The 14,747-nt window shown below is 61.6% G+C and carries 12 protein-coding genes; 6 read left to right on the forward strand and 6 right to left on the reverse strand.

Annotation, left to right across the window (positions count from 1 at the left end; translation table 11 throughout):
* Positions 1–13: 13 nt before the first annotated feature.
* A complete protein-coding gene (gene uvrC / locus ACP2WS_RS02175; protein ID WP_426459576.1) occupies positions 14–2,023 on the reverse strand; it encodes an excinuclease ABC subunit UvrC in 2,010 nt (669 codons plus the stop codon).
* A 124-nt stretch (positions 2,024–2,147) separates the two neighbouring features.
* Between uvrC and earP the strand changes: the two genes are divergently transcribed.
* From earP to ACP2WS_RS02195, 4 genes are all read left to right on the forward strand, one after another.
* Positions 2,148–3,371 carry an elongation factor P maturation arginine rhamnosyltransferase EarP gene (gene earP / locus ACP2WS_RS02180; RefSeq protein WP_426459283.1) on the forward strand — a complete coding sequence of 408 codons (1,224 nt, stop codon included), beginning with the start codon at positions 2,148–2,150 and terminating at the stop codon, positions 3,369–3,371.
* Positions 3,372–3,527: 156 nt separating this feature from the next.
* Positions 3,528–4,082, forward strand: a complete 555-nt coding sequence (gene efp / locus ACP2WS_RS02185) for an elongation factor P (RefSeq protein WP_374491050.1) — start codon at positions 3,528–3,530, stop codon at positions 4,080–4,082.
* Positions 4,083–4,302: 220 nt separating this feature from the next.
* Entirely contained in the window at positions 4,303–5,226 is a 924-nt protein-coding gene (locus ACP2WS_RS02190; protein WP_426459284.1) for an LOG family protein, read from the forward strand.
* A 158-nt stretch (positions 5,227–5,384) separates the two neighbouring features.
* On the forward strand, positions 5,385–5,597 hold the full coding sequence (locus tag ACP2WS_RS02195; protein WP_426459285.1) for a hypothetical protein: 213 nt from the start codon (positions 5,385–5,387) through the stop codon (positions 5,595–5,597).
* Positions 5,598–5,698: 101 nt separating this feature from the next.
* Here the strand turns inward: ACP2WS_RS02195 and ACP2WS_RS02200 are convergent, their stop codons facing one another.
* Both ACP2WS_RS02200 and ACP2WS_RS02205 read right to left on the reverse strand, forming a co-directional pair.
* Entirely contained in the window at positions 5,699–7,321 is a 1,623-nt protein-coding gene (locus ACP2WS_RS02200) for a DNA recombination protein RmuC (RefSeq protein ID WP_426459286.1), read from the reverse strand.
* Positions 7,318–8,352: a 2-hydroxyacid dehydrogenase gene (locus ACP2WS_RS02205; RefSeq protein ID WP_426459287.1), complete on the reverse strand. Its 1,035-nt coding sequence runs from the start codon at positions 8,350–8,352 to the stop codon at positions 7,318–7,320. The genes ACP2WS_RS02200 and ACP2WS_RS02205 overlap by 4 nt, the downstream gene beginning before the upstream one ends.
* Positions 8,353–8,791: 439 nt before the next feature.
* Here ACP2WS_RS02205 and ACP2WS_RS02210 point away from each other — a divergent pair, with 439 nt between their 5' ends.
* Positions 8,792–9,355: a phasin family protein gene (locus tag ACP2WS_RS02210; protein ID WP_426459577.1), complete on the forward strand. Its 564-nt coding sequence runs from the start codon at positions 8,792–8,794 to the stop codon at positions 9,353–9,355.
* A 763-nt stretch (positions 9,356–10,118) separates the two neighbouring features.
* On the opposite strand, the gene aceA is transcribed toward ACP2WS_RS02210, so the two are convergent.
* Positions 10,119–11,435, reverse strand: a complete 1,317-nt coding sequence (gene aceA / locus ACP2WS_RS02215; RefSeq protein ID WP_374491060.1) for an isocitrate lyase — start codon at positions 11,433–11,435, stop codon at positions 10,119–10,121.
* Between the two features lie 535 nt (positions 11,436–11,970).
* The gene (rpiA, locus tag ACP2WS_RS02220) at positions 11,971–12,642 is read right to left on the reverse strand and encodes a ribose-5-phosphate isomerase RpiA (RefSeq protein ID WP_426459288.1); all 672 of its coding nucleotides are present in this window, start codon (positions 12,640–12,642) and stop codon (positions 11,971–11,973) included.
* Between the two features lie 103 nt (positions 12,643–12,745).
* Between rpiA and ACP2WS_RS02225 the strand changes: the two genes are divergently transcribed.
* Positions 12,746–13,813: a quinone-dependent dihydroorotate dehydrogenase gene (locus tag ACP2WS_RS02225; protein WP_426459289.1), complete on the forward strand. Its 1,068-nt coding sequence runs from the start codon at positions 12,746–12,748 to the stop codon at positions 13,811–13,813.
* 60 nt (positions 13,814–13,873) lie between these two features.
* On the opposite strand, the gene ACP2WS_RS02230 is transcribed toward ACP2WS_RS02225, so the two are convergent.
* On the reverse strand, positions 13,874–14,704 hold the full coding sequence (locus tag ACP2WS_RS02230) for a copper resistance protein NlpE (protein WP_426459290.1): 831 nt from the start codon (positions 14,702–14,704) through the stop codon (positions 13,874–13,876).
* Positions 14,705–14,747: the final 43 nt, after the last annotated feature.

The following is a 14,747-nucleotide window of genomic DNA, read 5'->3' on the forward strand; positions in this document are numbered from 1 at the left end:
CCCTCCCGGAAGCTCAGTGCAATGCGCGATAGATCTGCCCCGCCAGCTCGTGTGAGATGCCTTCGACGGTAGCCAGATCCTCCTCGGAGGCACGCGAGACGCCGGCCACTCCGCCGAAACGCTGCAGGAGCCGCGCACGACGCTTGGGCCCCACGCCTGGAATATCTTCGAGACGGCTGGCTCCCGTGCGCACGCGCGCACGCTTGGCGCGCATGCCGGTAATGGCAAATCGGTGCGCCTCGTCACGAATCTGCGCCACGAGCATCAGCGCAGCGGAATCACGGCCCAGCCAGATTTTCTCGCGCCCATCCGCGAACACCAGTTCTTCGAGTCCTACCTTGCGCCCCTCCCCCTTTTCGACCCCGACAATGCGGGAAAGGCTGATGCCCAGTTCGCTGAACACTTCACGTGCGACCGAGACCTGTCCCTTGCCCCCATCGATGAGCACGATGTCAGGCCAGCGCGGTGCCGTACTCCCTGCAGACTCTGCCCCGGAGGTGTCCGGCGTGACGGAGAGCGCGGTGTCGTGCCCCTGCTCCGCCATTTTTCCATAGCGGCGCTGAAGGACCTGGCGCATGGCGGCATAGTCGTCGCCCGGGGTGATGTCCCGAATGGTGTAGCGGCGGTACTGTGCTGGCTGCATGGCATGCTGCGCAAAGACCACGCACGAGGCCTGTGTGGCCTCTCCTGCCGTGTGGGAAATGTCAAAGCATTCGATGTGCAGGCTGTCCATGTCGTCGATGTCAAGCTCAAGCGCTTCGACCAGAGCCCGGGTGCGCGCCTGCTGCGATCCTTCCTCGGCCAGGAGTCTGGTCAACTGGAGGGCTGCATTCTGTTCGGCCATCTGCAGCCATACGCGCCGATGCTCACGAGGCTGATGCACCAGCTGGATGCGATGCCCGGCCTCCTTCTGCAAGGCTGCCGCCAGCCCCTTGTCCAGGGGAACACTGGTGAGCAGGAGGGGTGGGATATCGGTTCCCAGATAGTGCTGGGCCACGAAGGCCTCGAGAATGAGCTGTTCCAGCGACGGGGCGTCCTCTTGCGCCCGATCCCCGTCACCCTCAGCGGCGTGTTCGGGCTGATGCACCCGTGCCGCATCGTCGAGCTGCGAGGGAAAGTAGGCATGGTCGCCCAGATGACGCCCTCCGCGCACCATGGCCAGATTGACACAGGCCTTGCCGCCCTGCACCCTGACGGCCAGGATGTCGGCATCCTTGTCCGACCGTGTGTCCTCGACCGCTTGCTGATGGAGAACATTGCTCAGAGCGGCGATCTGATCGCGCAGCTCGCCTGCCTGCTCGAATTCCAGACGTGCAGAATGGGCCTGCATGCGCTCCTGCAACTGTTGCAGCAGGGTATCGGTGGCCCCTTCGAGAAACTCGATGGCATGGGCCACATCGCGGGCATAGGTTTCCTCGTCGATCAGGCCGACACAGGGACCGCTGCACCGCTTGATCTGATAGAGCAAACAGGGGCGCACGCGATTGCCGAAGACGGAATCCTCGCAGGTGCGCAGACGAAAGACCTTCTGCAGCAACTGGATGGTTTCCTTGACAGCCCAGGAATTGGGATACGGACCGAAATAGCGGTGTCGGCGATCGGTGGCACCACGGTAATACACCATGCGTGAGAAATCCGTGGCCCGTGGATGCCCTTCGGATGCCGAATGTGACCGGGCCGTCTGCCCCGAACCGGTGAGCTTGAGGTAGGGGTAGCTCTTGTCATCCCGGAAAAGGATGTTGTATTTGGGCTTGAGTGTCTTGATGAGGTTGTTTTCAAGGATCAGTGCCTCAGCCTCCGAGCGCACCACCGTCACCTCCAGCCGAGCGATCTTGCTGACCATGAAGCCGATGCGCGTGCCGCCATGATCCTTCTGGAAATAGCTCGACACCCGCCGCTTCAGATTCACGGCCTTGCCCACATACAGCACCTGGCCTGCCGCATCGAAATAGCGATACACCCCGGGCAGCAACGGCAGAGCGGCTACCTGCGCCAGCAGTTCCGGTGGATGCACGGATGCCACTGGTGCGGGAACATCGCCGGGATCTGTAGGCGATGGCTGAGAGGGCTGTTGTGCAGAAGGCGTGACCATGCCGCCCATTCTAGAAGGCTGTCTGCTGCAGAGGAATCAAGCACAATAGGTCGCCATGACAGCGCCAGCCCCTTCTTCGATTGTTTCACCCCTGCGCCTGCGCTGGGACATATTCTGCAACGTCATCGACAACCACGGTGACCTGGGCGTGTGCTGGCGCCTGTGCGCCGATCTGGCAGAACGTGGTCAGCGCGTGCGCCTGTGGGTTGACCATCCGGAAGACCTGCACTGGATGGCCCCCGTGGTAGCGCACGGAATCGACGTGTGCCGCTGGACTGCGGAATCCTCAGCCTTGCCGCTCCCGGTGGCAGATGCAGGCGATGTGCTGGTGGAAGCATTCGGTTGTGCACTGGGTACGGGAGTGGAGAGTTGGTGGGCCGAGGCGCAGCACCTCCGGGCAGCGCAGGGTCTGGCTGCCGGCCACTGGATCAACCTGGAATACCTGACGGCCGAAAGCTACGCCTCGCGCTTTCATCGGCTGGAGTCGCCCGTCATGCAAGGGCCGGCTGCCGGATTGCACAAGCGCTTCTTTTATCCCGGTTTCACACCCGATACCGGGGGGCTGCTGCGAGAAACGAACCTCCTGGCAAGAGACCCGGCAGCCGAACGCAGCCACCTGTCCTTTCTGCCCGCCCTGCCCCCCATGCCGTCCGGCAGCCTCACCGTCAGCCTGTTCTGCTACGAGCCTCCGCCGCTCGCATCCTGGCTGGAGCAGCTCTCTGCAATGCCCTGCCGGCTGCTGGTCACGGCAGGTCGCGCACGCACGGCAGTCCAGAGCTGTATCTGGCCCCTTCTGGCAGACAAGAATCCTGAGCCCCTGCAGACCCTTGCCTACGGTGCCTGCTCCATCGCGCTGCTGCCGTGGATGTCCCAGCGACAGTTCGATGCCCTGCTGTGGACCTGTGACTTCAACTGCGTGCGTGGAGAGGATTCGCTGGTACGTGCCCTGTGGGCTGGCCATCCTTTCGTCTGGCACATCTATGCCCAGGAGGATCGCGCCCATCATGCCAAGCTGCAGGCCTTTCTGGATTGGCTCGATGCTCCCGATGATCTGCGGGAGTTCCATGCCATCTGGAATGGACTCCAGACAGGCCCCCTTCCCTCCCTGACCCCTGCGCGTCTGCAGAGATGGCGTGACTGCGTGCTTGCCGCCAGGAAGCGCCTGCTTGAACAGAAAGATCTTGCAACGCAGCTGCTGCAGGAAGTGGGTGCACTGCCTCCTGCACCCTCCGCCGCACTGTCCGTGCCCCCGAACGCCAGCCTCCGCGGCTTGGCCTGAGGCGCAATTCTGGATAGAATGGCAGGCTGTCAAAAAGGCCTCGCCTTTTCTTTTTCCAGACTGCGCCATGTCCGGTGTTCTTTTTCCGGACCGCGCCCTTGCATCGCCGCCAGAGCGTTCGAGCTTCTTCGAGCGGCACCAACCTTTCACATCACCATGAAAATCGCCCAAGAAATTCGCGCCGGCAACGTCATCATGCACGGCAAGGACCCGATGGTCGTTCTGAAAACCGAATACGCCCGTGGCGGCCGCGGTTCCTCCACCGTGCGCATGAAGCTCAAGAGCCTGCTCAACAACTTCGGTACCGAAGTCGTGTTCAAGGCCGATGACAAGATCGACAACGTGATCCTCGACAAGAAGGAATGCACGTACAGCTACTTCGCCGACCCGATGTATGTCTGGATGGACAGCGAATACAACCAGTATGAAGTCGAGGCCGAAAACATGGGCGACGCCCTGAACTACCTCGAAGAAGGCATGCCCGCAGAAGTGGTGTTCTATGATGGCAAGGCCATCTCCGTGGAACTGCCCACCAGCGTCGTGCGCGAGATCACCTGGACCGAACCCGCCGTCAAGGGCGACACTTCGGGCAAGGTGCTCAAGCCGGCCAAGATTGCCACCGGGTTCGAGATCGGCGTGCCGATCTTTGTGGCTCAGGGTGACCGCATCGAAATCGACACCCGCACCGCCGAGTATCGCAAGCGCGTGTAAGGTGCAGGTCGCGGCTGCGACAGCGCTCGCAGCAATCGACTGCATGGCCTGCAAAGGCTGTGCCCAGGATGAAAAGGCTTCTCAGGAAGCCTTTTTTCATTGGAACTGCAAAGACCCGCGCCGGTTCGCGCCGTCATGGAGGAGACTCCCGGATTCCCGGAGGTGCCTGCCAGTGCCGTCCCCCTCCCTTCTTCACCCTACAAGGAAAACGTTCTGCATCATGGATCTGCACGACAACGACAGCACGCTGGAGCAGCATCGCATGGCCCATGCATGGGAGGAAATGCGGGTGCTCGACAGCGCGGGGATCTCGCTGCCTCCCAAGGCGAGTCGCATCGCATTCGACGATCCCGAGTTCCTGCTCCGTTCCGAAACCCGGCACATTCGGCTTCAGCTCGAAATGCTCAAACCGGAGCTGGAACTGCAGCGGCAGGAGATAGACCACACCATCGTCGTCTATGGCAGTGCGCGTGTGCGTTCATCCGAAACCGTGGAACACACCATCCAGACGGCTGCCGAGCAGGGACATCCACTTGCGGCGGCCGAGCAGGCTCGGATGCGACGGGGGGCTACCCAGTACGAGGCAGCGCGCCGGTTTGCCCATCTGGTGGCCACCCATAGCCAGGGGCGACCACGCCATGCCCATCTGTATGTCTGCACGGGAGGAGGCCCAGGCATCATGGAAGCGGCCAACCGCGGCGCCTTCGAGGCAGGAGAACCCACGCTGGGCTTCAACATCACCCTGCCTCATGAACAACACCCCAATCCCTACATCACGCCTGCGCTGAATTTCACCTTCCATTACTTCGCCATGCGGAAGATGCACTTCATGATCCGGGCCAAGGCGCTGGTGGTCTTTCCAGGAGGATTCGGCACGCTCGACGAGCTGTTCGAAGTCATCACCCTTGTGCAGACGCACAAGATCAGGAACCGCGTGCCGATCGTCATGTACGGTTCCGCTTACTGGAAACGCCTGCTCGATCTCGACCTGCTGGTGGAGGAAGGAATGATCGCTCCAGGCGACCTGGACATGCTCAGCTATGTGGACAGCCCGGAAGATGCCTGGCAGGCCATCCGTGACTTCTACCAGCCTGCGTGCGGAGGGGGACATGCCCCTTCGGGACTGTGTGATCTGTTCAGATGACACCCTCTGCAGGGCGTTCGGCAGAACGCTCGAGTGCCTGCGGGGATTTTCCTGGGATGGTTTCTGCACCTGCGGACGAAGGCACAATAGGAGCATACGAAGAGGAAACCCCGGTCTTCTCTTTCCTTCTTTGTTCCCCTTTTCCAAGGAGCCTTCTCATGAAACGCTGGTATCTGCTGTGTCTTCCCCTAACGGCCACTCTGCTCGGAGGCTGTGTGGTGCTCGATCCCGACATGCCGCATGACCGCGGCCGCGCCGTCGGTCAGCACAGCCACTGCCCGCCCGGACAGGAACGCAAGGGCAACTGTACTCCCGAGGGAGGATTCGTTCCTCCGGGACATCAGCAGGACGGACGCTCCATCGAACGCTGATCGGTACCCGCCAGAGGTCACGCACCGCCTCCTCTGCCCTGTCCCGCTCCAACTCGAGCGGCCCATTCATGATGTGGGCGCATCACACGCCCCGAGGATGGCTATGCCGCTTCCTCCTCCTCTGGGGCAGACGCTCCCTGCCCACCCTCCAGACCCAGCACGTGCTGGGTCTGTTCGTCTGGAAGGGCCTCTGCGCTGCGCAGGGCGCGCTGCATGGCCCGGTTCCGGACTTCCGCCTGATCGAGGGTATTCATGACGACCTGAGTCTGCTTGCGGATGCGCCCCAGGACATCGCCGAACTTGCCGAATTCGGTTTTGACCGCCCCCAGAACCTGCCATACCTCGCTGCTGCGCTTTTCGAGCGCCAGGGTTCGGAATCCCATCTGCAGTGAGTTGAGCATGGCCAGTAGAGTTGTCGGACCTGCCAGAGTGACATGGAAGTCGCGCTGCAACCCCTCGATGAGACCGGCTCGGCGCAACACTTCGGCATAAAGCCCTTCCGTGGGCAGGAACAGAATCGCGAAATCGGTGGTGTGGGGAGGATCGATGTAACGCTCGGCAATGGAACGTGCTTCGGTACGCACGCGGGCCTCAAGCTGGCGCGCAGCGGCATCAGCCGCCTCGGGATCTGCCTGCTGCTGTGCCTGCAGGAGCCGCTCGTAGTCCTCATTGGGAAACTTGGCATCGATGGGCAGCCACAGGGGCGTGCCATCTTCCTTTTTGCCGGGCAGTCGAATGGCAAAGTCGACCGCCTGCCGGCTGCCGGGATGCACCTGTACCTGCGCAGCATACTGCTCGGGCGAAAACACCTGTTCGAGCAGGGCCCCGAGCTGCGCTTCGCCAAACATCCCGCGGGTCTTGACATTGGTGAGGAGATGCTTGAGATCGCCCACCCCCTGTGCCAAAGTCTGCATCTCGCCCAGCCCCTTGTAGACCATTTCGAGACGTTCGGCCACTTGCCGGAAACTCTCTCCCAGCCGCTGCTGCAGCGTGGCATGCAGCTTCTCGTCCACCGTTTGCCGCATCTCATCGAGCTTGCCGGCATTGCTCTGCTGCAGCTGGGTCATCTGCGTTTCCAGCGTGAGGCGCATTTCCTGCAGGCGGCGTGCGTTGGCTTCGGTCAGTGCCTCCAGCTGCCGTGCAAGCGTATCGGACACCTGTTTCTGCATCGCACCGAGGCCCGCCTGCACGCCCAGAAGCTGGCGCTGCATCAGCTCTGCACTTTCCTGCAGTCTGGCCTGCAGTGTCTGCTGCAGCGTATTGCCCACCAGCGCCCGCATCTGACCAATCTGCTCGGAGTTGCTGGCCAGCAGCTGGCCCAGCTGATGTTCGAGCGTGCCGCGCACCTCATTCATGCGCTGGACATTCCCCTCATAAAGTGCCCCCAGCTGCTGATTCAGGGTGTCATGCACGATACGCTGCATCTGGGTCAGCTGCTGCGCAAAGGCATCGAGTTGCTGTGCCTGTCCCCGTGCCGCCTCGGCTCCGTGCTGGACGAGCGCAGACTGGAACTGTCCCAGGGTATGCACCTGCTCCTGACGGTTGTCTCTGGCGGTCTCGGCCAGCTCGCGCCGGAGCTCACGCTCGAGACGCTCGTTGCCACTTTGAATTACCTGCAGCAGACCGCGTTCGTCGAATTTGCGCTGCCACAGCAGATAGGTCAGGACAAGATTGAGGATCAGCAGGCACAGCAGGCCTACACTCAGCAGGATAGTGGCAGTCATGTTCTATGAAAGGGAGTCTCAAGTGCCTCGGGATTGAGCGCCGTGAGCGCATGCCCCCTGGTGAAAAAAGTCATCAGATTGTCTGCAGCCAGCCGTGCCATGGCCAAGCGGGTGGCACGGGTGGCACTGGCTGCGTGCGGCGTGAGCACCACGTTGTGCTGTGCCAGCAAGTCCGGATGCACGTGCGGTTCATTTTCGAAAACATCCAGCCCGGCTCCAGCAATCGCCCCCGTGCGCAAAGCCTCTGCCAGGGCAGCGTCATCCACGATGCCCCCACGGGCAATATTGATGAGCATGGCATGAGGCTGCATGCGGCGCAGCTCGCGGGCTCCGATGATATGCCGGTTTTCGGGAGTCAGCGGCAGCGCCAGCAGGAGGAAGTCCGCAGCCTGCAGCAGCGCGTCGAACTCCACGAATCGGGCCTTGCAGGCTCGCTCCTCGGCTTCTGGCAGGCGACGCCGGTTGTGATAGAGCACGGGCATGCCGAATCCCAGCGCCGCCCGGCGCGCAACCGCCTGTCCAATGCGCCCCATTCCCAAGATGCCCAGGGTGGCCCCATGGACATCCTGCCCCAGCAGGATGTCGTAGCGCCAGCGCTGCCAACGTCCTTCGCGCAGATACTGTTCGGACTCCGTGATCCGTCTTGCCGTGGCCATGAGAAGAGCAAAGGCGAAATCTGCCGTGCTTTCTGTGAGCACTCCAGGCGTATTCGTAGCCAGCACCCCCTGCGCCGTCATGGCCTGCACATCGAAATTATTGAATCCCACCGCCACATTCGCACACATGCGCAGGCGCGGACAGGCTGCCAGCAGGGCCGCATCCACCTGTTCGGCAGGTGTCGTCATGAGGGCATCGCAATCGCGTGCCCGCGCGCGTAGTTCCTCGGGAGACCACGCATCATCTGCCTGGTTCGCCCGCACTTCGAACACCTGGTGCAACCTGTCGAGAATCTGCGGAAAAATGGCACGTGTCACCAGCAGTACCGGAGGCTGAGTCGGTCGGCTCCGGGAAGGAGAAAGAGCTTCTGGCATGGGTTGGTATTCCTTGTTCCACTGTCTGTCCTGCAGCATAGCGACTGCACGGCTCTGTGCCCATGTCCCTCCCGAATGACATGGTGTCCAGGTATGCAGACACAGAGGGCTTCGCTCAGGACAGTTCGGCTGCACCAAGGGCAGTGCCTGCGCGTGCCGCCCGGTCGGAAGCAGCCTGCTTTCATGGGCGTGCCAGAAGGTTGCGCAGGCCTGTTTGAACGCCGTTTCAATTTGTTTCAATTGACTCGATGAATTCTGCTGCGCCGCACAATGCCGATTTGGTGTTTCTTCAATTTGGCCGTATACTAAAAGCCATGTTGCGGTGCAGCAAAATCATTGCAACACACCATACCAGCGATATCTGCGACGCATGGGATGGGCGGTGGTGACACCGTGAAAAGCAATTCGCAGTTGCACCTGTATATCCACTGGAGGAACTATCATGCTGACCGCTGAACAAATTGCCGCCGCCAACAAAGCCAATCTCGAAACCCTGTTCGGCCTGACCACCAAGGCTTTCGAAAGTGTCGAGAAGCTGGTTGACCTGAACATGTCCGTCGCCAAGTCCACCCTGGCCGACGCAGCCAAGACCACCGAAGCCGCCATGGGCGTGAAGGATGCCCAGGAGCTGCTCGCCCTGCAAGCCAGCATGTTCCAGCCGCTCGCCGAAAAGACCGCCGCCTACAGCCGCCAGCTGTATGACCTGACCTCTGGCACTGCCACTGAGTTCGGCAAGGTGTTCGAATCCCAGGCCAACGAAGCCCAGAAAAAGGTCACCGAAGTCGTGGAAAACCTGAGCAAGAACGCTCCGGCTGGTTCCGAAGCTGGCGTGGCCATGATGAAGAACGTGGTGTCTGCTGCCAATACCGCTTTCGAATCCGTCCAGAAGGCTGTCAAGCAGGCTTCCGACGTGGCCGAAGCCAACTTCAATGCAGTGACCAACACGGCTCTGAACGCCACCAAGTCCGCTACCGCAGCCGCCAAGAAGCCGGTTGCCCGCTGATCGACGGACTGATTTTTACAAGGGACAAGAGGCTGTCGTGGACAGATCTCTTGCCCTGACCGGTTGTCTCCTTGTGTCTCGTTAACCGGTGCAAGGCCGGAATTAGCAGATGCAATTGGCCCCGCGCATGCGGGGCCTTTTTTATGCGCCGTGTGTGCGTATGTCCTTTTTTCCAAGGCACGTCATGCAACCGATCGGCAATCTGCAATCGGTTTGACCCTATGAGACTCTGAGTCCATAGGCGCCCTGCTCTGTGCATCTTCTGTTTCACTGGCCAGCTGCTGCCCGACATCGTTTCTCATGCGCAATGCTCCAGACGGTGGATGCATCATGACGGTTTTCCCATACCCTTCGCCACTCCGCTGACTTCAGTCAGTCGTCTCGGCCTGTCGCTTGCCTGTATGGGAACCATTCATCCATCTGGCAAAGGAGACGGCAGGCATAGGCTCAGTCACTGTGCATGTGCCCCCAGAAGCAGGAAAAGAAATGCGTCGGTCCGGCAGTCCGGCTCATGGGCTGCGACATACCTATCCTGCATGCCAGACACGTATCGCCAGGAACTGAACTTTGGAGACCGCCCAGGGAAAGACTGCATGCGGCGTCTTCTTCCCGGGATGCTCGATGGATGGCAAACCCATCGCCCTGCTTGGCACACCATAAAAAAACCACGGCTCATGGCCGTGGTTCAAATGTCTCCTGTTGTCTGCTGTCTCTGAGGCAGGCAGTCGGGCTGCTGCGGCCCGACTGCCTGCCATTCCACCGATCAGTGGAACTGGGCTTCCTCGGTGGAGCCGGAGAGGGCCTTCACGCTGGAAGAACCACCCTGGATGACCGTGGTCACGTCATCGAAGTAGCCTGCGCCGACTTCCTGCTGGTGCGACACGAAGGTGTAGCCTTCTTCGCGGGCCTTGAATTCAGGCTCCTGCACCATGTCGACGTAGTGCTTCATGCCTTCGCCGCCGGCATAGGCATGCGCGAACTGGAAGGTGTTGTACCAGTTGATATGGATGCCGGCCAGCGTGATGAACTGGAACTTGTAGCCCATGGCGGAGAGCTCGTCCTGGAACTTGGCAATGGTCTTCTCGTCCAGGTTCTTCTTCCAGTTGAAGCTCGGCGAGCAGTTGTAGGACAGCAGCTTGCCGGGGTTCGCCTGCAGCACGGCCTGGGCGAATTCACGGGCAAAGCCCAGGTCGGGGGTACCGGTTTCGCACCACACGAGGTCGGCGTAGGGGGCATAGGCCACCCCGCGGCTGATGGCCTGTTCCAGACCGTTCTTGACGCGGTAGAAACCTTCCTGGGTACGTTCGCCAGTCAGGAAGGGCTTGTCGTTGTCGTCGAAGTCGCTGGTGATCAGGTTGGCAGCTTCTGCATCGGTACGAGCCAGCACGATGGTGGGCACGCCCATGACGTCGGCAGCGAAACGGGCAGCGGTCAGCTTCTCGATGGCTTCACGGGTGGGCACGAGCACCTTGCCGCCCATGTGGCCACACTTCTTCACGGCGGCAAGCTGGTCCTCGAAGTGGACGCCGGCAGCACCTGCCATGATCATGTTCTTCATCAGTTCGTAGGCGTTGAGCACGCCGCCGAAACCGGCTTCGCCGTCTGCCACGATCGGCAGGAAATAGTCGATGAAGTTGTCATCACCGGGGTTGACGCCACGGCTCCACTGGATTTCGTCGGCGCGCTGGAAGGTGTTGTTGATGCGGCGCACCATGGTCGGCACGGAGTTGTAGGCGTACAGCGACTGGTCGGGGTACATGGTTTCGCTGGTATTGCCGTCAGCGGCCACTTGCCAGCCGGAGAGGTAGACAGCTTCGAGACCTGCCTTGGCCTGCTGCATGGCCTGACCTGCCGTGATGGCGCCAAAGGCATTGACATAGCCCTTCTTGGACGTGCCCTGCACCAGATCCCACAGCTTTTCGGCGCCGCGCTTGGCCAGCGTGTACTCGGGTTGCAGGCTGCCGCGCAGGCGCACCACGTCGGCGGCGCTGTAGCCACGCTTGACGAGTTTCCAGCGAGGATTCTCGGCCCAGTCTTTTTCGAGGGCGGCGATTTGCTGTTCACGGGTTTGTTGAGTCATGGTTCTCTCCAGAAGGAAAAATGAAAACGGTATCTGCACTCACTCGGTCGCATGGCACCCCAAAGGGCCACGTTGTCTCGCTGTCGGTGCCTGGGGCACTCTGTGCGCCGATGCTCCTTGCGGTGTGCGTCGGCATGGCGTCATCATAAGTCTTCTATAAGACCATGCACATGTCTTATGTCTTATATAAGAGTTATTTTTGACTCAATGAAATCAATATGTTATACACGTTTTTCCGCATAAAGGGATATCTTGCCGCATCATGGGAAAAACTCTCTTCCGAGAATATCCGGAAATGTCGCTATATGAAATCAGTTTTCCTGAAATAAAAACTCCTCCGGTCTGCCCCTGCAGCCAACGGTATGCCACCCCCGCATACCCCTTGCCATGCGCATGCAGGGGGTGCACGGGCCGCGCATATCTGCTGCTGCGCAGCCTCGTCCACAGAGAACGGACTGCACAGGACAAAACGGCTGCACCTGCTGCCATGCCGGCCATGGCCAAGCCAGGCCATGTCAACAGACAGGAATGCAAATCAGAAGGTCAGGGTCTGCACGCCCTGCTCGGTCCCCAGAAGGCAGACCTGGGCTTTCTGGTGGGCGAACACCCCCACGGTCACCACACCCGGCCACTGATTGACTTCGGACTCGAAGGCGAGTGGATCGGCAATGCGCAGGCCTCGGACATCGAGAATGTGCTGGCCGTTGTCGGTGACCAGCGGCGCACCGTCTTTTTCGCGGAGGGTGGCTGCTCCTCCCATGGCGGCAAACTGGCGAATGAGGCGGCCACTGGCCATGGGAATGATTTCGACCGGCAGGGGAAAGCCACCCAGCACGGGCACATACTTGCTGGCGTCGGCAATGCACACGAAACGCCGGCTCTGGGCCGCAACGATTTTCTCGCGCGTGAGTGCAGCACCGCCGCCCTTGATCATGTAGCCCTGATGGTCGATCTCGTCGGCTCCGTCAATGTACACGTCGAGCATGTCGACGGCCGAGGCGGCAAACACCGGGATGCCGAGTGCCTCAAGACGGGCGGTGGAGGCGACCGAGCTGCTCACGGCTCCCCTGATGCGGGTCCGGATGGTGGCGAGCGCATCGATGAACTTGTTGACGGTGGAGCCGGTGCCCACCCCCACGATGGTGTCGGGGGTGACGTAGGAGAGGGCTGCCTGCCCGACAAGGGTCTTGAGTTCGTCTTGTGTCATGGATTTCTGCAGAAAGGGAGGGGAGGAATTTGGGACAATCAACCATGGCGGCACGCCGCTGCGGCACGCTGCACCATTTCCCTCACGATTATCCGACGACTTCATGGCACTCATTCCCTACGCCCTGCCCCGGGCGGTTCTCTTTCGCATGGATGCGGAGGCCGCCCATGACTCCCTGCTCGGCACGCTGGTACGGCTGCAGCATGGCCCCCTGAAACATCTGATTTCCCAGCCCTTCGTCGAAGATCCCGTGACGCTGTGCGGGCTGCGATTTCCCAACCGGGTCGGTCTGGCAGCAGGACTGGACAAGAATGCGCGCTGCATCGGCGCCTGGGAAGCCATGGGCTTCGGCTTCGTGGAAGTGGGGACGGTCACGCCACGCCCCCAGCCCGGCAATCCCAAGCCACGTCTGTTCCGCTTGCCCGAGGCACAGGCCATCATCAACCGCTTCGGGTTCAACAATGACGGGCTTGAGGCCTTCATCCGCAACGTGCAGGCGAGCAGGCCGGCCCATGCGCGCAGCCTGCTGGGGCTGAACATCGGCAAGAATGCCACCACCCCGATCGAGGAGGCAGCCAGCGATTATCTGAAGGGACTCGAAGGGGTTTATCCGTGGGCCGACTATGTGACGGTCAACATCAGCAGTCCCAACACCAAGAACCTGCGCGCACTGCAAAGCGACGAGGCGCTGGACGCCCTGCTCGATCCCCTCATGCGGCGGCGCGACGCTCTGGCAGCACAGCATGGCCGGCAGGTTCCGCTCTTTGTCAAGATTGCCCCGGATCTGGACGATGCCCAGATCGATTGCATCGCCACCACCCTCCGGCGCCATGGCATGGGCAGCGATGGCAAGCCGCATGGCCGGCTGGGGGTGATTGCCACCAACACCACCATCGGTCGTGAAGGAGTGGAGGGGCTCGCCCATGCGACCGAAACCGGTGGCCTGAGCGGTGCGCCGGTGCGCGACAAGAGCAATCACGTGATTGCCTCCCTGCGTGCGGCCTTGGGCGAAGGGTTTGCCATCATCGGCGTAGGTGGCATCCTGAGCGGACAGGATGCCGTGGACAAGTGCCGCGCGGGCGCCGATGTGGTGCAGCTCTACAGCGGGCTGATCTACCGGGGACCTGAGCTGGTGCACGAGGTGGCAGCAGCACTGCGCGCAGCCCGGTGAAGACGGGGGCATGGACGAAAAGGTCCCACTGCCCCTGCCCGGCCTCCTTGCCCTGGCTGCTCAGTCGTCCGCGCGTTTCTTGAGCACGTAGCGGTTGGCCAGCACGCCGGTGATGGGAGTGCCGTCGCGGTTGAGCATGCGCGCCTCGCCATTGCCGATGACATAGCGGCGATGGTCGCCCTGGTCATCCAGCTCGATCCGGCTGTCCTGCGTATCCCAGGTGAAATGGCCGCGCATCATGAGAGGCAGATCGTTGCGCCCTTCGTAGGTGAGGCTGAGAATATAGCTGGCATCGGGCCGCAGGGTCAGGATGGCGCGGATGCCTTCGCAGTCGGCACAGGGAAGGAGCCCGTAGTAGTTGCCCTCCCAGTCCACGGCCCGCACTGGCGGCGGGACCGTCCCCGAAGAGGAGGGCACATCTTGTGGTGCCTGGACCTGGGATGCGTCCGGAGTGGTCCTATCCGGGACAGGCGCTGCCGAGGCCGGCACCCCGGGAGCCGATGCTGTCGGAACGGCTGGGACAGGTGCCTGCGCGGGGACCTGGTCGAGAGCCGAGGGGCTGACCGGGGTGACGATCACCCCCGCATCCTCGAGCTGGGTCTGGAGCGACTTGCCTGCTGCAGCCGGTGCTGCCTGCGCCGGGGCAGGCACGGGAGAGCGATTGACCACCGGCGGCCGCTGGGAGTCCCAGTCGGGGGAATCGAGCGACACGGTGGCACAGCCCGTCAGGCCAGCGCCGACCAGCGCCAAGGCCACCTGCATGGTTCCCCGCAGCGCTCTGGGGAACAACGGCATTTCCTGAGGTTCGAACATGATGATCTCCTGCACGGGCGGCACGCGCCCATCGGCTCCAGAAGGGGAAGGGGCCACGCGCATCGGTGGCCGTGTCATGGATAGCAATTGTGGCATCGTGTACACGTGTGTCTGGCTGAGG

Origin of the sequence: Brachymonas moutaii (nom. illeg.), assembly GCF_049977365.1 — a bacterium.
Classification (GTDB): Bacteria; Pseudomonadota; Gammaproteobacteria; order Burkholderiales; family Burkholderiaceae_C; genus Brachymonas.